This is a genomic window from Cyanobium sp. Candia 9D4 (assembly GCF_024346155.1).
Taxonomy (GTDB): Bacteria; Cyanobacteriota; Cyanobacteriia; order PCC-6307; family Cyanobiaceae; genus Cyanobium; species Cyanobium minutissimum.
The window spans coordinates 213,706-230,528 of record NZ_JAGQCK010000003.1 but is presented as its reverse complement, the minus strand read 5'-3'; the positions used below and the strand labels follow the sequence as shown (position 1 = coordinate 230,528).

General features: G+C 69.7%; 15 protein-coding genes and 1 pseudogene. 4 read left to right on the top strand and 12 right to left on the bottom strand.

Translation table 11 applies throughout. The annotated features are described in order from the left end of the window. Window positions 1-23: 23 nt before the first annotated feature. Genes KBZ08_RS09370 through KBZ08_RS09360 form a run of 3 tightly spaced genes read right to left on the bottom strand, consistent with a single transcriptional unit; the run spans window position 24 to window position 2,443 of the window. On the bottom strand, window positions 24-827 hold the full coding sequence (locus KBZ08_RS09370) for a CPBP family intramembrane glutamic endopeptidase (protein WP_254972515.1): 804 nt from the start codon (window positions 825-827) through the stop codon (window positions 24-26). Continuing rightward, window positions 828-1,187 carry an ATP-dependent Clp protease adapter ClpS gene (gene clpS, locus KBZ08_RS09365; RefSeq protein ID WP_015109461.1) on the bottom strand — a complete coding sequence of 120 codons (360 nt, stop codon included), beginning with the start codon at window positions 1,185-1,187 and terminating at the stop codon, window positions 828-830. A 29-nt stretch (window positions 1,188-1,216) separates the two neighbouring features. Further along, window positions 1,217-2,443 carry an LL-diaminopimelate aminotransferase gene (locus KBZ08_RS09360; RefSeq protein WP_254972513.1) on the bottom strand — a complete coding sequence of 409 codons (1,227 nt, stop codon included), beginning with the start codon at window positions 2,441-2,443 and terminating at the stop codon, window positions 1,217-1,219. Window positions 2,444-2,542: 99 nt separating this feature from the next. On the opposite strand from KBZ08_RS09360, the pseudogene KBZ08_RS09355 reads away from it, so the two are divergent. The 3 genes and pseudogenes from KBZ08_RS09355 to KBZ08_RS09345 all read left to right on the top strand — a co-directional run bounded on the left by KBZ08_RS09355 (window position 2,543) and on the right by KBZ08_RS09345 (window position 8,350). Beyond that, window positions 2,543-5,234: pseudogene (locus tag KBZ08_RS09355) on the top strand (TIGR03960 family B12-binding radical SAM protein). Window positions 5,235-5,610: 376 nt separating this feature from the next. Further along, window positions 5,611-7,653 carry an Rne/Rng family ribonuclease gene (locus KBZ08_RS09350; RefSeq protein WP_254972511.1) on the top strand — a complete coding sequence of 681 codons (2,043 nt, stop codon included), beginning with the start codon at window positions 5,611-5,613 and terminating at the stop codon, window positions 7,651-7,653. A 100-nt stretch (window positions 7,654-7,753) separates the two neighbouring features. Next, a complete protein-coding gene (locus tag KBZ08_RS09345) occupies window positions 7,754-8,350 on the top strand; it encodes a ribonuclease HII (RefSeq protein WP_181280161.1) in 597 nt (198 codons plus the stop codon). Here KBZ08_RS09345 and KBZ08_RS09340 read toward each other — a convergent pair. Next, complete coding sequence (locus tag KBZ08_RS09340) at window positions 8,289-8,801, bottom strand: DUF1997 domain-containing protein (protein ID WP_254972509.1); 513 nt, start codon at window positions 8,799-8,801, stop codon at window positions 8,289-8,291. The two genes, KBZ08_RS09345 and KBZ08_RS09340, sit on opposite strands and share 62 nt — an antisense overlap. A gap of 56 nt (window positions 8,802-8,857) precedes the next feature. On the opposite strand from KBZ08_RS09340, the gene pheA reads away from it, so the two are divergent. Then, a complete protein-coding gene (gene pheA / locus KBZ08_RS09335; protein WP_254972507.1) occupies window positions 8,858-9,703 on the top strand; it encodes a prephenate dehydratase in 846 nt (281 codons plus the stop codon). A gap of 1 nt (window position 9,704) precedes the next feature. On the opposite strand, the gene KBZ08_RS09330 is transcribed toward pheA, so the two are convergent. The 8 genes from KBZ08_RS09330 to KBZ08_RS09295 form a co-directional block, all read right to left on the bottom strand. Continuing rightward, complete coding sequence (locus KBZ08_RS09330; protein WP_254972506.1) at window positions 9,705-10,709, bottom strand: methyltransferase domain-containing protein; 1,005 nt, start codon at window positions 10,707-10,709, stop codon at window positions 9,705-9,707. A gap of 3 nt (window positions 10,710-10,712) precedes the next feature. Continuing rightward, on the bottom strand, window positions 10,713-11,381 hold the full coding sequence (locus tag KBZ08_RS09325) for an LON peptidase substrate-binding domain-containing protein (RefSeq protein WP_015109453.1): 669 nt from the start codon (window positions 11,379-11,381) through the stop codon (window positions 10,713-10,715). Window positions 11,382-11,520: 139 nt separating this feature from the next. After that, window positions 11,521-11,841 (bottom strand): 30S ribosomal protein S10, encoded by a 321-nt coding sequence (gene rpsJ, locus KBZ08_RS09320; RefSeq protein ID WP_015109452.1) that lies wholly within the window; start codon window positions 11,839-11,841, stop codon window positions 11,521-11,523. 142 nt (window positions 11,842-11,983) lie between these two features. Further along, window positions 11,984-13,213 (bottom strand): elongation factor Tu, encoded by a 1,230-nt coding sequence (gene tuf, locus KBZ08_RS09315; RefSeq protein ID WP_106221619.1) that lies wholly within the window; start codon window positions 13,211-13,213, stop codon window positions 11,984-11,986. 42 nt (window positions 13,214-13,255) lie between these two features. After that, entirely contained in the window at window positions 13,256-15,331 is a 2,076-nt protein-coding gene (fusA, locus tag KBZ08_RS09310; RefSeq protein ID WP_015109450.1) for an elongation factor G, read from the bottom strand. A 112-nt stretch (window positions 15,332-15,443) separates the two neighbouring features. Further along, window positions 15,444-15,914 carry a 30S ribosomal protein S7 gene (gene rpsG / locus KBZ08_RS09305; RefSeq protein WP_015109449.1) on the bottom strand — a complete coding sequence of 157 codons (471 nt, stop codon included), beginning with the start codon at window positions 15,912-15,914 and terminating at the stop codon, window positions 15,444-15,446. 64 nt (window positions 15,915-15,978) lie between these two features. Then, on the bottom strand, window positions 15,979-16,353 hold the full coding sequence (rpsL, locus tag KBZ08_RS09300; protein ID WP_015109448.1) for a 30S ribosomal protein S12: 375 nt from the start codon (window positions 16,351-16,353) through the stop codon (window positions 15,979-15,981). A 96-nt stretch (window positions 16,354-16,449) separates the two neighbouring features. After that, a complete protein-coding gene (locus tag KBZ08_RS09295) occupies window positions 16,450-16,785 on the bottom strand; it encodes an AIR synthase (RefSeq protein WP_106221620.1) in 336 nt (111 codons plus the stop codon). Between the last annotated feature and the right edge of the window lie 38 nt (window positions 16,786-16,823).

The window sequence follows — 16,823 nt, the reverse complement described above, 5'->3', positions numbered from 1 at the left end:
GCGGGCCTCGGCTCCGCTGAGCGCTACGTCTTCCGCCAGCGCCGCAGCACCAGCAGTCCCCCCAGCCCGATCCACCCCACCAGACCCCCGATGGGGTTGGGCTGGGTGCCGCCCGGGCCCGCCAGCCATGGGGGGGCGCCTGGCAGCAGTTCCAGCAGGCCCGCCTGCAGGGCGAACCAGCCCCCCACCAGTCCGCCGTGCAGGCCGACCGCTCCCCAGAGCACGCCGCCATCGTCCCGGCGCACCAGGGCCAGATTCAGCCCCAGCAGCAGCAGCCCCCCCAGCAGGCCCACCGCCCCTAGCCCGCCGGCCTGGCTCCAGGGGTGGACGAGGGCGAACACGGCCGCCTGCAGCAGCAGTGCGCCACGGGGGGGCATCTGGCGTTGCAGTTCGCCCCACAGCCAGCCGCGGAACACCAGCTCCTCGGCAAAGCCCACCCCCACCAGCAGGGCCAGGGCGTTGAGCAGCTCCCCTCCGTCCAGGCCGGCCGGGCCGATCCAGCGGGCGCTTCCCGAGGCCAGCAGGGCCACCGCCACCAGGGCCAGCAGCGCCAGGGCCCGCAGGAGTCCCCTCCCGAAGGCCCCCAGCACCGCCGGCAGCGGGGCCAGCACCCCGAGACTCCGCCATGGATGGGGTTCCCCCCAGACCCTGCGTAACCGCAGCGGCAGGGTCAGCAGCAGCAGCACCAGGGCCACCACCGCCCCGGCCAGATCGACCTGATCAGGGCGCAGCCCCGGGGCGAGACCGCCCAGGGGCCGCACCAGCAGCCAGCCCAGGCCGTAGAGCAGCGGCACGTAGAGCAGGGTGCCGCTCCAGCGGGGGCCCACTCAGCTCTCCGGCTCGATCGTGCTCGTCAGGCCCTTGGCCTTGAGGGTTTCGCAGTAGAACTCCGCCGGTTCCAGATCGCAGACGATCACCAGTCCCACGCCCGTGTTGTGGGCCTCCAGCATCACGGCGATCGCATCCTGCTCACTGAGGGAGGGCACCACCTGGCGCAGGGTGTTCACCACGTACTCCATGCTGTTCACGGGGTCGTTGTGAAGCAGCACCTTGTAGCGGGGTGAGGTCTTGCGCACCCGCTCCGGCGCCTTCTCGATCACGGCGGCCCCCCCCGGCGAACGGGAGGGGGTTTCGGTGGCCGCCGGGGTGGTGGAGACGGTGGCGAAGGGCGGGATGGTCATGGGCATGGCCGCTCCGGTCCTGACAGGGGCTAACTCTAAAGAGCCCGGATCCGGCGCATCGCCTCGTCCACGTTGGCGCGGGAGTTGAAGGCGGAGAGGCGGAAATAGCCCTCGCCCGCCGCGCCGAAGCCGCTGCCGGGGGTGCCCACCACATGGGCCTGGTTGAGCAGGTGGTCGAAGAAGCCCCAGGAATCCAGCCCGTCGGGGGTCTTGATCCACACGTACGGGGCCTGCTGGCCCCCGTACACCTGCAGGCCGGCAGCCTCCAGTTCCCGGCGGATGATGGCGGCGTTCTCCATGTAGAAGCGGATCAGGCCCCGCACCTGCTCCTTGCCTTCCGGCGAGTACACGGCTTCGGCGCCCCGCTGCACGATGTAGCTCACGCCGTTGAACTTGGTGCTCTGGCGCCGGTTCCAGAGGCCCCACAGCTCCACCGGCTCGCCGGCGGCCGTGGTGCCGGTGAGTCCCCGGGGCACCACGGTGAAGGCGCAGCGGGTGCCGGTGAAGCCGGCGTTCTTGGAGAAGGAGCGGAACTCGATCGCGCAGCGCCGTGCCCCCTCGATTTCGTAGATGGAGTGGGGCAGCTCCGGATCGGAGATGAACGCCTCGTAGGCGGCGTCGAAGAGGATCAGGGCGTTGTGGGCCAGGGCGTAGTCCACCCACTGCTTCAGCTGTTCCCGGGTGGCGACCGCGCCGGTGGGGTTGTTGGGGAAGCAGAGGTAGATGAGGTCGACCGGCTGCTCCGGCAGGGGGGCCACGAAACCGTTGGCCGCGGTGATCGGCAGGTAGGTGAGGCCCCCGTAGCGGCCGCCCCCGTCGGCGTCGCCGGTGCGGCCCGCCATCACGTTGCTATCGACGTACACCGGATAGACCGGATCGGTGACGGCGATGCGGTTGCCGGCCCCGAGGATGTCGAGGATGTTGCTGCTGTCGCACTTGGAGCCGTCGGAGATGAAGATCTCCTCGGCGCTCACCTCGCAGCCCCGGGACTGGAAGTCGTGGCGGGCGATCGCCTCCCGCAGCCAGCCGTAGCCCTGCTCGGGGCCGTAGCCGTGGAAGCCCTCCCGGGTGCCCATGGCCTCGATCGCCTGTTGCATCGCCTCCCGGCAGGCCGCCGGCAGGGGTTCGGTGACGTCGCCGATCCCCAGGCGGATCACGGCCGCCCCGGGATGGGCCTCCGTGAACGCCTTGACGCGCCGGGCGATCTCGGGGAACAGGTAGCCCGCCTTGAGCCGGAGATAGCTGTCGTTGACCTGGACCATGGGTGGGAAGCGGAAGGCGGGGCGGCGGGGCCAGCCGGCATCTTCCTATGGCGCGGGCCGGCCTGCCTACGCTCGGCCTGCAGCCCGCCGGTCGCCGCCGTGCCCTCCGCCACCGCCGACGCGTTCGTCGCCCGCACCGCCGACGCTCCCGTCGCCTTCGCCGAGCTGGTCGACGGCGGCATCGCCCGGCCGGCCCGCTACCTCGGCAACGAGCGGGGGGTGGAGCCCCGCGACTGGTCGGCGGCCCGGGTGCGCTGGGCACTCACCTATCCGGAGGTCTATGAGGTCGGCGCCAGCAACCTCGGCCACGTGCTGCTCTACGCGATCCTCAATGCCGTTCCGGGCCAGCTGTGCGATCGGGCCTACCTGCCGGCCCCCGATCTGGCGGCCCGGCTGCGGGAGCGGGGGGCGCCCCTGTTCGCGGTGGAGAGCCATCGGCCCCTGACCGCCTTCGACATCCTCGGCTTCAGCCTCAGCTATGAGCTCGGCGGCACCAACATCCTCGAGATGCTGGATCTGGCGGGCATCCCGATCCGTGCCGCCGACCGGGGCGACCTGCCCCTGGACCACCCGGCGGCACCGCCGCTGATCTTCGCCGGCGGCCCCACCGCCACGGGCAACCCCGAGCCCTTCGCACCCTTCTTCGATTTTCTGGCCCTGGGGGATGGGGAGGAGCTGCTGCCCGAAATCGGCCTGGTGGTGGCCGAGGGCCGGGCCGCCGGCCTGGGCCGCCGGGCCCTGCTGCGGGATCTGGCTGAGGTGCCCGGGGTCTACGTGCCCTCCCTGTATGCCCCCGGGCCCGACGGCGTGAGCCTGCGGCCGCTGGAGCCGGGCCTGGCGCCCCGCATCCAGCGGCGCACCGCCACCCCCATGCCCCACTACGCCATGGGCCTGGTGCCCCACATCGAGACGGTCCACGACCGACTCACGGTGGAGATCCGCCGCGGCTGCACCCGCGGCTGCCGCTTCTGCCAGCCGGGGATGCTGACCCGCCCGGCCCGGGACGTGGAGCCGGAGGCGGTCATCGAAGCGGTGGAGGAGGGCATGCTCCGCACCGGCTACAGCGACTTCTCGCTGCTGTCGCTCAGCTGCAGCGATTACCTCTCCCTGCCGGCGGTGGGGGTGGAGCTGCGCAACCGGCTGGCGGAGCACAACGTCAGCCTCACCCTGCCCAGCCAGCGGGTCGATCGCTTCGACCATTCCATCGCCCACATCCTCGGCGGCACCCGCCGGGCCGGGCTCACCTTCGCCCCCGAGGCCGGCACCCAGCGCCTGCGGGACATCGTCAACAAGGGACTCACGGATGCGGAGCTGCTGCGCGGCATCCGCACCGCCATGGAGAACGGCTACAACCGCGTGAAGCTCTATTTCATGATCGGCCTGCCGGGCGAGACCGACGCCGACGTGCTCGGCATCGTCGACACCTGCCGGGGGCTGCAGCAGCAGTGCCGCGACCTGGGACGGCTGCAGCTCAATCTCACGATCAGCAACTTCACCCCCAAGCCCCACACGCCGTTCCAGTGGCACAGCGTGTCCACCGCCGAATTCCGGCGCCGGCAGCAACTGCTGCGCGACGCCCTGCGGCCCCTGCGGGGGATCAAGACCAACTACACCGACGTGCGGCTGTCGGCGGTGGAGGACTTCGTCGGCCGCGGCGACCGGCGCCTGGCGCCGGTGATCGAGGCGGCCTGGCGGGCCGGCGCGGGGTTGGATGCCTGGTTCGAATCCGCCGAGCGCAGCCATGCCGCCTGGACCGGCGCCATCGAGGCCGCCGGCCTGGGGGGCTCCTACCGGGCCCTGGAGATGGGCGGCTGGAGCGCGGCGGAGGCCTTCGCCACCGGCGATCTGGAGGCCTTCTGCCGCCAGCCCCTGCCCTGGGACCACATCGATTCCGGGGTCGACAAGGCCTGGCTGGCGGAGGACCTGGGCCGGGCCCTCGCCGCCGCCGTCGTGCCCGACTGTTCCTTCGAGGGCTGCAGCAGCTGCGGGGTCTGCGGCCCGGAGCTGGGGCACAACGTGGTGATCCCGCCACCGCCCGTGCCGCCGCCGCTGCCGCCGCGGGCGCCGGCCAGCGAGCGGGTCTGCCGGCTGCGCTTCGCCTTCGCCAAGACCGGCTCCCTGGCCCTGATCAGCCATCTCGACACCCTGCGCCTGATGGAGCGGGCCCTGCGCCGCAGCGGCCTGCCGGTGAGCTTCACGGGCGGTTTCCATCCCCTGCCGCGGCTGCAGGTGGCCGTGCCCCTGCCCCTGGGGGTGGAGGGCCTGCACGAATGGCTCGACCTTGATTTCGCCGCCCCGGTCGACCCCGAGACGGCCCGGGAGTGCCTGCAGGCGCAGCTCAGCGCCGAGCTGACCCTGCTCTCGGTCCGGGCCGTCCCCCTCGAGACCCCCGGCCTGGCCCAGCAGATCCGTTCCGCCCAGTGGCGGTTCACCCTCCGGCCGGGCCCGGATCCGGCGGCCCCCGATCGGGCGGCACTGACGCCGGAGCGCTGGGCCGCGGCGGTCGCGGCACTGCTGGAGGCCACCAGCCTGCCCTGGCAGGACCAGGACAAGAAGGGCCGCCCCCGGGAGCGCGAGTGCCGCCCCTACCTGCTCGACCTCCACCTGGTGGCCCCCGAGGACCCCCTCCGCGGCAGGGGGGGACCAGGTGCTGGATCTGGAGGCCGCCGTGGATCCCCAGGGCCGCAGCCTGCGGCCGGACCATCTGCGCCACTGGCTGAGCACCGGCCTCGGCCAACCGCTGGTGCTCGGTGCGGTCCAGCGCCGTTGCCTCCGGCTGGACGCATGCTAAGTTCGCCCTAGACAGAGACAGGAATAGCGGGGCTCCCTCCCTACTTTCTCCTCTGCCCAGACGCTTCTGCATCAGGGACGCTTTCTAGAAGCTCCTCGGCGAAAGCGCTATCACAGTCAACATTGCTTGGTTCGGTCTTCGTTGCTTTGCATCGGGAAGGAACGACATTCCTTTCGTCACGCTGCCGGCCCGTCGACGTCACTGCTCCCATCCGGGCCCCCTGGCTACGGGGGGCCCGACCAGGCAACCGCCGACTCCCTTGTTTCCGGGGTCTGGCCTGATCTCCTCCAGAGGCTGAGCGGCCGTCACGGTCGCCGTCCGATTCCTTCCCCCACCTGCCCCCCGGCAGGGCTCCACTGAGCCCACCATCTCTTCCATGCCCCAGCAGATCGTCATCGCTGAGCAGTTGCGGATCGCCGCAGTGCTCAACGACGAACGCGTCGATGAACTGATCGTCGCCCAGGGTCGTTATCAGATCGGTGACGTCTACCTCGGAACCGTCGAGAACGTGTTGCCCGGGATCGATGCCGCCTTCGTCAACATCGGCGAAAGCGAGAAGAACGGCTTCATCCACATCACCGATCTGGGTCCCCTGCGCCTGAAGAAGGGGGGTGCCGGCATCACCGAGCTGCTCGAGCCCCGTCAGAAGGTGCTCGTCCAGGTGATGAAGGAGCCCACGGGCACCAAGGGGCCGCGTCTCACCGGCAACCTGTCCCTGCCGGGGCGCTTCCTGGTGCTCCAGCCCCACGGCCAGGGGGTCAACATCTCCCGGCGCATCAACGGCGAGAACGAGCGCAACCGCCTGCGGGCCCTGGGTGTGCTGATCAAGCCCCCCGGCGCCGGCCTGCTGATCCGCACCGAGGCCGAGGACGTCAGCGAGGAGATGCTGATCGATGACCTCGAGGCCCTGCTGCGCCAATGGGAATCGATCCAGCAGGCGGCCGAGACGGCCTCCCCTCCGGTGCTCCTCAACCGGGATGAGGACTTCATCCACCGGGTGCTGCGCGATCTCTACAGCCCCGAGGTGCTGCGGGTGGTGGTCGACAGCCCCGATGCGGTGGCGCGCGTCAACGCCTTCCTCGGCGCCGACCAGGCCAACCTGCTGGTGGAGCACCACGGCGAACCCACCGAGATCCTGGAGCACTACCGGGTCAACGCCGCCATCCGTGATGCCCTCAAGCCCCGGGTGGATCTGCCCTCCGGCGGCTACGTGATCATCGAGCCCACCGAGGCGCTCACGGTCATCGACGTCAACTCCGGCTCCTTCACCCGCTCGGCCAACGCCCGCGAGACGGTGCTGTGGACCAACTGCGAGGCGGCGGTGGAGATCGCCCGCCAGCTCAAGCTGCGCAACATCGGCGGCGTCGTGATCATCGACTTCATCGACATGGAGTCCCGTCGTGACCAGCTGCAGCTGCTCGAGCACTTCACCCAGGCCAGCCGCGACGACACGGCCCGTCCCCAGATCGCCCAGCTCACCGAGCTCGGCCTGGTGGAGCTGACCCGCAAGCGCCAGGGCCAGAACATCTACGAACTTTTCGGCCGAGCCTGCCCCAGCTGTGGCGGTCTGGGCCACGTGGCGGTGCTGCCCGGCAAGGACACCCTCCAGCCCCTGGCCACGGTCTCGGGCCTGGTGCGCTCGGCGGCCTCGGCCCGGGCCGAAGTGGCCAGCCCCTCCACCGGCGCCGGTGAGTCCGGCGGCAGTGGCCGCCGCCGCCGTGGCGGCCGCGGCGGGCGCGGCTCCGATGGGGCCGAGCCCCCGGCCCTGGGCGGCTACGCCGAGGGCGGTGCCAACGGCAGCGCCGTCGTCCCGCCGGCGGCCCAGGAGAGTGTCGCCAGCGACGCTCCGCAGCGCCGCCAGGAGCCCGAGGTGCTGGCCGTGCCGATGGATCCTGAACAGGAGCTGGTCTACGGCTGGATGGGGTTGAGTCCGGCCTTGCTGCTTGATCCGGTCCCCAGCGGCGACAGCCTGATGGTGCGTGTGGTGCGCCCCGACGCCGACCCCGAGGCCGTCCTCGAGGAAGCCCGTCAGCAGCTGGCCGCCAGCGGCTCCCGTCGCCGGCGGCGCGGCCGTAACGGCGAGGGCCGCAACGGCACGGCCGACGCCAACGGCATGGCCGACGCGCCCGAGGCGGTGGAATCCCCCGCTGCTGCCGGGGCCTTCGACTCCCCGGTGCACGAGGCGATCCCCATTCTCGAGATCACGCCGGCCCCGTTCGAACCCCTGCCCACTGCGGTCCCGTCCGAGCTGGTGACCGTGGCCGTTCCCAGCCGCCGCTCCTCCGGCCGATCGACACCGGTCGCGGTGGCGGCTCCGGTCCCGGTGGCCGCCGCCGCCGCTGTGCCCGCCACGGATTCTCCGGCCGCCGACCCCGGTGAGCCCCGCCGCCGCCGCCGCCGCTCCTCCGCCGCTGGCTGATCGTCCCGGCCCCGACGCCTTCCGGCGTCCCGGCCCCGAGGCCCTCGGTCACCCCGACGCATCGGTCTGGGGCGGACTCGACCCCGCAGACTGTGCCGGGGTGGATGAGGTCGGCCGGGGCAGCCTGTTCGGCCCTGTGTTCGCCGCGGCGGTGGTGCTGCCGGCAACGGCCCTGGCCACCCTGGCGGCAGCGGGCCTGAACGACAGCAAGAAGCTCAGCGCCCGGCGCCGCGAGGCCCTGGTTCCCCTGCTGCGCCACCAGGCCCTGGCCTGGGCCCTGGGGCAGGCCAGCGCTGGCGAGATCGATCGCTGGGGGGTGCGACGGGCCACCGAATGGGCGATGCTGCGGGCCCTGCAACGGCTGCCCCGCCCCCCCCGGCTGCTGCTGGTGGATGGGGTCCTGCCCCTGCGGGGCTGGGACGGCCCCCAGACGACCCTGGTGGGCGGTGACGGCCGCTGCGCGGCGATCGCCGCCGCCAGCGTGCTCGCCAAGCAGGAGCGGGATGCCCTCCTGCGGCGCCTGGCCCTGCGCAACCCCGGCTACGGCCTGGAGCGCCACGCCGGCTACGGCACCCGCCAGCACCGGGAGGCGATCCAGCGGCTGGGACCCACGCCCCTGCACCGCCGCAGCTTCCTCAGGTCGATCGGCACCAGCGCTGGAAATCCCCCAGCAGCTGCTGACTCACCCGGGTCCTGATGCCCAGCAGGATGCCGCCGAGCACCGAGCGGCCCGTGGCCTCCAGCACCGTGGGGGGGATCAGCTGCAGCAGGGTGGGACGGCTCACCGTCACCGACAGGCTGGCTTCGCCGGTGAGGCCGCCGTCGGCGGCAGCGAGCCAGGAGCAGAGCCCGAGGCGGAAGTCCTCCACCAGCCCGAGTCCCTCCAGCTGGCAGTCGAGGGCCTCCAGTTCCAGTCGGCCATGGCGACGCACCACCTGCAGCTCCACCACCGGCTGGACCTTCAGCTGGAACACCCGCACCTGGCTGACGGTGTAGCGGTAACGGCCGGGGCCGAGGGGTTCGAGCTGGGTGGGGTCGAGCAGGGCCTGCACCACCCGCTGCTCATCATCGAGGTAGGCGGGCAGGCGATCCGCCTCGCTGGCCACCGGGAGATCGAGTTGCTGACTGGCGCTGAAGGCCAGGGACATGGCCTGCGGGCCGGCAGGCCATGATCCTACCGATCACCCCAGAGCGTTCCACTGCCATGCGCCTCGCCTTTCTCGGTCCCGTCGGCACCTACGGTGAGCAGGCGGCGCAGCGACTGGCGGCCCTCGAGGGCCTCGAGGCGGTGGCCTTCGTGCCCCAGCAGGGCATCCGCGCCGTGATCCGGGCCCTGGCCGACGGCGACTGCGATCTGGCGGTGGTGCCGGTGGAGAACTCCGTCGAAGGGGGCGTCACCAGCTGCCTCGATGCCCTCTGGGAGCACCCTGACCTGGCGGTGGCCCGGGCCCTGGTGCTGCCCATCCGCCACGCCCTGGTGGGCACGGGCCCCCTCGACGCCATCAGTGAGGTGCTCTCCCACCCCCAGGCCCTGGCCCAGTGCAGCCTGTGGCTGGGGGAGCACCTGCCCCAGGCCCTGCAGCTGCCCACCAGCTCCACGGCCGAGGCGGCCCGGCTGGTGCGGGGCAGCCGTTTCCGGGGCGCCATCGCCTCCCTGGAGGCGGCGGCCGAGCACGGCCTGGAGGTGCTGGCCCACCCGATCAACGATGTGCCCGGCAACTGCACCCGCTTCCTGCTGCTGCGCCGCGGCGAGCGCTCCCACCGGGGCCCCCATGCCAGCCTGGCGTTCTCGCTCCATTCCAACCAGCCCGGTGCCCTGCTGGAGTCGCTGGGCTGCTTCGCGCGCCAGGGGCTCAACATGAGCCGGATCGAATCGCGTCCGTCCAAGCGGGAGATGGGCGAGTACATCTTCTTCGTCGATCTTGAGCTTCCCGAGGGCGCCGAGCCTCTGGACGGGGCGATCGCCGACCTCAGCCCCCTCTGCGAGCACCTGGCCCTGTTCGGGGCCTATCCCCTCACCAACCTCGCCGCCGAGGAGAGGGCCGACTGAGTCAGCCGCGCCCCGCCGTGGCCTCGGCTTCAGGCGCCTCACCGCGGAAGACCCCGAACTGCATCAGGCCGTTACGGAAGGCCCAGTCCATCAGCAGCAGCGTCGGCGTCTCCCGCAGTCCCTGGAGCACGGCCCGGGGGCCCAGCCCCAGCACCGCCCCGGGGCGGCGCACGCCTTCAAGGATCGAATCCACCCAGGAGGGGAGCGTGGCCGCCGTCCAGTCGGCGGTGCTGATCGTCAGGCCCCGGTTCCAGGGGCTGGTCTCCAGATTCCGCTTCAGGGAGGGGATGCTGGCGAATTCCGGATGGGCCCACTGGTCGAGCAGCTGGCGCATCACCCAGCGCTCCAGCCGATTCATGGGGGCGACGCTCGGGTCGCGGCGGTTCCAGTCGGCCACCGCCAGAGAGCCCCCCGGCCGGAGCACCCGCAGCATCTCATCGGCGTAGCGCTGCTTGTCGGGCATGTGGGGGCCGGCCTCCACACTCCAGACCGCATCGAAGCCCGCCCCAGGGCCCCCGTCCGGCAGTTCCAGGGCCAGGGCATCCATCACGGCGAACCGGCAGTTCGGCAGATCGGCGGGGGTGAGCTCCCGGGCCCGGGCAATCTGGGCCGGGCTGATGCTGATCCCCAGCACCTCGAAGCCGTAGTCGCGAGCCAGGATGCGGGCGCTGCCGCCGATGCCGCAGCCCACATCCAGCACGCGGCTGCCGGGGGGCAGGCGGTCGAGGCCGCTCCAGCGCACCAGTTCGTGGACGAAGGCGGCCTTGGCGGCGCGGAAGTCGCGGGGGGCGGGGGGGGCACCGTAGTGGCCCAGGTGCACATGCTCGCCCCAGAGCCGCTCCAGCAGCCGGTCGTCGGTCCAGCGGTCATAGGCGGCGGCGACGCTGGCCGGGGACAGGTAGGCCCGCGAGCGGCGCTGCCACACCAGGGCGGCCAGCATCGCGGCCAGGGCACCCCCCGTCAGGAGGAGGGGCAGCAGGGCGCCGCCCGGAAGGAGGCTCGGCATGGCTCAGGTCTCGCTGCTGCCGTCGCCGAGGCTGGAGAAGGTGTCCTTGAGGACCGTGCGGGCCGCCAGCTGGCGCCGGGTCTGGTCGAGCAGTTCGAATTCCTGGCGCAGGCGCTCGCCGGTGTCGGTGATCTCCAGCAGGGCCTGCTGGTGGTCCGCCACCGGACCGCCGAGGTGGGCACCGATCCAGAAGGAGAGCTCCCGCGGCAGGTCGGGCAGATCGGCGGGCAGGGAGGAGGGCTTGCCGATCAGCTTGCCGGTGAGATCGACGACGTCGCGCAGGGCCCGGGTCACGTCGCTGGTGAGGGTCTCGAGCTCTTCGTGGCTTTCGCTCACCGTGTCCTCGATCCAGCTGACCATGCCGACGCGGAACGGGGTGTCGCGCACGATGTCGAGCACCCGGAAACGCTGCTGGCCCATGGTGACGATGTTGCTGCGGTCGTCGTCCTGCACCTGGCAGTGGAGGATCTCGGCGCAGCAGCCCACTTCCGCCATCTTCTTGCTCTGGGGATCCCAGCGGACCACCCCGAAGCGCCTGTCCTCCGACATCGCCGTGCGCAGCATCATGCGATAGCGCGGCTCGAAGATGTGGAGCGGCAGCACTTCCTGGGGGAAGAGCACCACATCGGGGAGGGGGAACAGGGGCAACTCCCTGACGGCCAGGTCAGTCACGCGAGCAGGATGCCGCTGGCGGCAGGGGGGAAGGGGCGATCGAAGGGCGGCGGCGGAAGGATCAACCAGGGCAACTCGGGGTGTATCGCGATCCTAGAGAGAGCGACCAGCCCGGCGAAGCCCTGTGGCCCCATCGGCATCAGAGCTTGACTTCGATATCCACACCACTGGGCAGGTCGAGCTTCATGAGGGCGTCGATGGTCTTGGAGCTGGGGCTGTAGATATCGATGATGCGGCGGTGGGTGCGCGTCTCGAAGTGCTCACGGGAATCCTTGTCGACGTGGGGCGAGCGCAGCACGCAGTAAATCTTGCGCTTGGTGGGCAGGGGGATGGGGCCGATGGCCGTGGCAGCGGTGTGATCGGCGGTTTCGATGATCTTTTCGCAGGACAGATCCAGCATGCGGCGATCGAAGGCCTTCAGGCGGATGCGGATCTTCTGCTGGGGGATGGAGGCGGTCATCGGAAGGGAAACGCGGTCGAAGGGCGGCAGATGGGCGGCGGGAGTGCCGCGGCAACGGGTTGTCGAGGTGCAGAGGGAACCGACGGTTCCGGAAGCGGGAGCCCCACCGAGGTGAAGCTCCCTTGAACAGGCTAGATCAGCCTCACAGAACGATCTTGGACACCACGCCGGCACCGATGGTGCGGCCGCCTTCACGGATGGCGAAGCGCATGCCCTGCTCAATGGCGACCGGGCAGATCAGCTCGGCGCTCATCTTGATGCGGTCGCCGGGCATCACCATCTCCACGTTGGAGCCGTCATCGGCGGTGAAGGCGGTGATCTGGCCAGTCACGTCCGTGGTGCGGATGTAGAACTGCGGGCGATAGCCGGCGAAGAAGGGGGTGTGGCGACCGCCTTCCTCCTTCTTGAGCACGTAGACCTCACCCTCGAACTTGGTGTGGGGCTTGATGGAGTTGGGCTTCACCAGCACCATGCCGCGCTCGATGTCTTCCTTCTGGATGCCGCGCAGCAGCAGGCCGACGTTGTCGCCTGCCATGCCCTCGTCGAGCAGCTTGCGGAACATCTCGACGCCGGTGACGGTGGTTTCCCGGGTGTCGCGGATGCCGACGATCTGGACGGTCTCGCCCACCTTCACCTTGCCGCGCTCGATACGACCGGTGGCGACGGTGCCCCGACCGGTGATCGAGAACACGTCTTCGACGGCCATCAGGAAGGGCTTGTCGATCTCACGCTCGGGCTCGGGGATGGCCTCGTCGACCGCATCCATGAGGTCGAGGATCTTGTCGACCCACTCGTCCTCACCGCGCACGGCCTTCTTGCCGGCCTGGATGTACTCAAGGGCCTTGAGGGCGGAGCCGGCGATGACGGGGATGTCGTCACCGGGGAAGTCGTAGCTGCTCAGCAGCTCACGCATCTCCAGTTCGACGAGCTCGAGGATCTCCTCGTCGTCGACCATGTCCTTCTTGTTGAGGAACACGACCAGCGCCGGCACGCCCACCTGCTTGGCCAGGAGGATGTGCTCCTTGGTCTGGGCCATGGGGCCGTCGGTGGCGGCCACCACCAGGATGGCGCCGTCCATCTGGGCGGCACCGGTGATCATGTTCTTGACGTAGTCGGCGTGACCCGGGCAGTCGACGTGGGCGTAGTGACGCTTGCCGGTCTCGTACTCGACGTGGGCCGTGTTGATCGTGATCCCCCGCTCCTTCTCCTCAGGGGCGCCATCGATCTCGTCGTAGGCCTGGGCCTTGGCCATGCCCTGGGACGCCAGCACGTTGGTGATGGCGGCGGTGAGGGTGGTCTTGCCGTGGTCAACGTGACCGATGGTGCCGATGTTGACGTGAGGCTTGTTCCTCTCGAACTTCTCGCGTGCCATGGAAGGAAAGAATCGGGGGGGTGGGTTGGATGGAAAGAAAGATCAGGAATTGCCCTGATTCTTGGAAATGATGGCTTCCGCCACATTGCGAGGAACTTCCTCGTAATGGCTGAACTCCATCGAGAAAATACCCCGACCCTGGGTCATGGATCGGAGCTGGGTGGCATAGCCGAACATTTCGGCCAGCGGCACCTTGGCCTGGACTTTGGACTGACCGTCGTCGACGGACTGTCCTTCGACCTGACCACGGCGGGAGGAAAGGTCGCCGATGACCGAACCGAGGAAATCCTCGGGGACCTCGACCTCAACCTTCATCATCGGCTCAAGCAGTACGGGATTGCACTTCTTGACGCCGTCCTTGAAGGCCATGGAACCGGCGATCTTGAACGCCATCTCCGAAGAGTCGACGTCGTGATAGGAGCCGTCCACCATGGTGACCTTGACATCGATCATGGGGAAACCGGCAATCACGCCGGACTGGCAGGTTTCCTTCATGCCGGCTTCCGCCGGACCGATGTACTCCTTGGGAACGATGCCGCCAACGATCTTGTTGACGAACTCGAACCCTGAACCCGGCTCGCCGGGCTGCATTTCGATCACCACGTGGCCGTACTGGCCCTTGCCGCCCGTCTGGCGGGCGAACTTGCCTTCACCCTTGGCACTGCCGCGGATGGTTTCCCGGTAGGACACCTGGGGGGCGCCGATGTTGGCCTCCACCTTGAACTCCCGCAGCATGCGGTCGACCAGGATCTCCAGGTGCAGTTCGCCCATGCCGGCGATCACCGTCTGGTTGGTTTCCGGATCGGTGGAGACCCGGAAGGTGGGGTCCTCCTCGGAGAGGGACTGCAGGGCCTTGCCGAGCTTCTCCATGTCGCCCTTGGTCTTGGGCTCCACGGCCACGGAGATCACCGGTTCGGGGATGAACAGGGATTCCAGGATGATCGGGTCGGAGTCGACGCAGAGGGTGTCGCCCGTGGTGGTGTCCTTGAGGCCGAGCACGGCCCCGAGATCACCGGCCCGCAGTTCGTCCACCTCCTCGCGTTCGTCGGCCTTGAGCAGGATCAGGCGGGAGATGCGCTCCTTCTTGTCCTTGGTGGAGTTGAGCACGTAGCTGCCCTTCTGCAGGACCCCGCTGTACATGCGCACGAAGGTGAGCTTGCCGTAGGGGTCGGCCATGACCTTGAAGGCCAGGGCGCTGAAGGGGGCGTTGTCGTCGCAGGGGCGGGTGGCTTCGCTGCCGTCGGCCAGCAGGCCATGGATCGGAGGCACGTCGACGGGGGCGGGCAGGTAGTCGACCACCGCGTCGAGCACCAGCTGGACACCCTTGTTCTTGAAGGCGGAGCCGCAGAGGATCGGCACCATGCCGTGCTGCAGCACCCCGAGGCGGATGCCGCGCATCAGCTGCTCCTGGGTGAGCTCACCGTTCTCGAGGAAGGCCTCGATCAGCTCTTCGTCGGTTTCGGCCACCGACTCCATCAGCTTCTGGCGCCATTCCGCAGCCTCGTCCTGCATGTCGGCGGGGATCTCCTCTTCGAGGATGTCGGTGCCGAGATCATTGGTGTAGATGATCGCCTTGTTGCGCACCAGGTCGATGATGCCCTTGAGATCGCCCTCGGCACCGATCGGCAGCTGGATCGGCACGGCGTTGGCCTTGAGGCGATCCTTGATCTGCTCGTAGACCTTCAGGAAGTTGGCACCGGTGCGGTCCATCTTGTTGACGAACACGATCCGGGGCACGTTGTAGCGGTCGGCCTGGCGCCAGACGGTCTCCGACTGGGGCTGGACGCCGCCCACGGCACAGAACACGGCGACCACACCATCGAGCACGCGCATGGAGCGCTCCACTTCGATCGTGAAATCGACGTGGCCGGGGGTGTCGATGATGTTGATCCGGTTGTCCTTCCAGCTGGTGGAGATGGCGGCCGCGGTGATGGTGATGCCACGCTCGCGTTCCTGCTCCATCCAGTCGGTGACGGCGGCGCCATCGTGCACCTCGCCCATCTTGTGGACCACGCCGGAATAGAACAGAATCCGTTCGGTCGTGGTGGTCTTGCCCGCGTCGATGTGAGCGGCGATTCCGATATTTCTGACGCGTTCCAGGGGGTAGGCGCGGGCCACGGGAAAGTTCTCCGGGGGTGGGTCGACAAAAAACGGGCGTAACTCTACAGACCGGTGATCGCTCAGGTCTGGGGGAACCGGATCAGCCCAGGGATCCGGCCCCCGGGGTAGCTCAGTAGCGGTAGTGGGCGAAAGCCTTGTTGGCTTCTGCCATCTTGTGGGTTTCCTCCCGCTTGCGGACGGCACTGCCGGCCTCGTTGGCCGCGTCCATCAGCTCGCCGGCCAGTTTCTGGGCCATGCTGCGGCCGTTGCGGGCGCGGGAGAAGTTGACCAGCCAGCGCAGCGCCATGGCGGTGCCCCGCTCCTGACGCACTTCCATCGGCACCTGATAGGTGGCACCGCCGACCCGACGGGCCCGCACTTCCACCAGGGGGGTGGCATTGCGGACCGCCGTCTCGAACAGGTCGAGGGGGTCAGCGCCGGTGCGCTCGTTGATCAGGGTGAAGGCATCGGACAAGATGCGCTGGGCCGTGGACTTCTTGCCGTGCTTCATCAGCCGGGCCACGATCATCGAGGCCAGGCGGCTGTTGAACTGGGGATCCGGCAGGACCGGGCGCTTCTCGGCGGCGTTGCGGCGGGACATGGAACGGAGGGAGAAAAGGCGGGGGAGGAGGAGGTCGGCCGCGGAGAGCCGGGGGCGCGAAGGCTCAGGCCTTCGGTGTCTTGGCGCCGTACTTGGAGCGGGACTGGCGCCGGTCCTTGACCCCGGAGGTGTCGAGGGTGCCGCGGATGATGTGATAACGGACACCGGGCAGATCCTTGACGCGGCCGCCGCGGATCAGAACCACCGAGTGCTCCTGAAGGTTGTGGCCGATACCCGGGATGTAGGCCGTCACCTCGAAGCCGGAGGTGAGGCGCACACGGGCCACCTTCCTCAGCGCCGAGTTGGGCTTCTTCGGGGTGGAGGTGTACACCCGGGTGCAGACGCCACGCCGTTCGGGGCAGGCGCGCAGGGCGGGCGACTTCGTCTTGCGGGTGAGACGCTGCCGCTCGGTGCGGATCAGCTGCTGAATAGTGGGCATCGAGGGCCGGGTGCTGCTCGGTGGGGACTTCTGGGTGGACAGGTCGGACGTCCGACCGTATCGACAATCCGACACCTTACTTCGTCGTCGTCCCGCTCATGTCTCGCGACTGAAGGCGGCCCCGCAGGCACAGGTGCGCACCCCCGGGCCGGAGCGCACCAGGAAACCCCCGCCGCTGAGGTCGCCGCGGTAATCGAGCTGCAGTCCCTGAAGCAGGGGCAGCTGGTCTCCGGGGGAATAGAGGGTGATGCCGTCGGCCCGGGCCACGGGGGTGCCGGAGAGGTGGCCCGGGCGCAGGCGGATAGCCCAGGCCTCACAGGCACCCTCGAGCAGCTCCAGGTGCATCAGCCCGGGGGTGCCCGCCACGGCCGCCTGCCGGCAGAGCTCGGCGGCGGCGGCGGCGGTGAGACGGAGGCTGTGGCCCCTGGGCACGGCGACGAAACGACTCAGGCCACTCTGCCAGTGGTTCC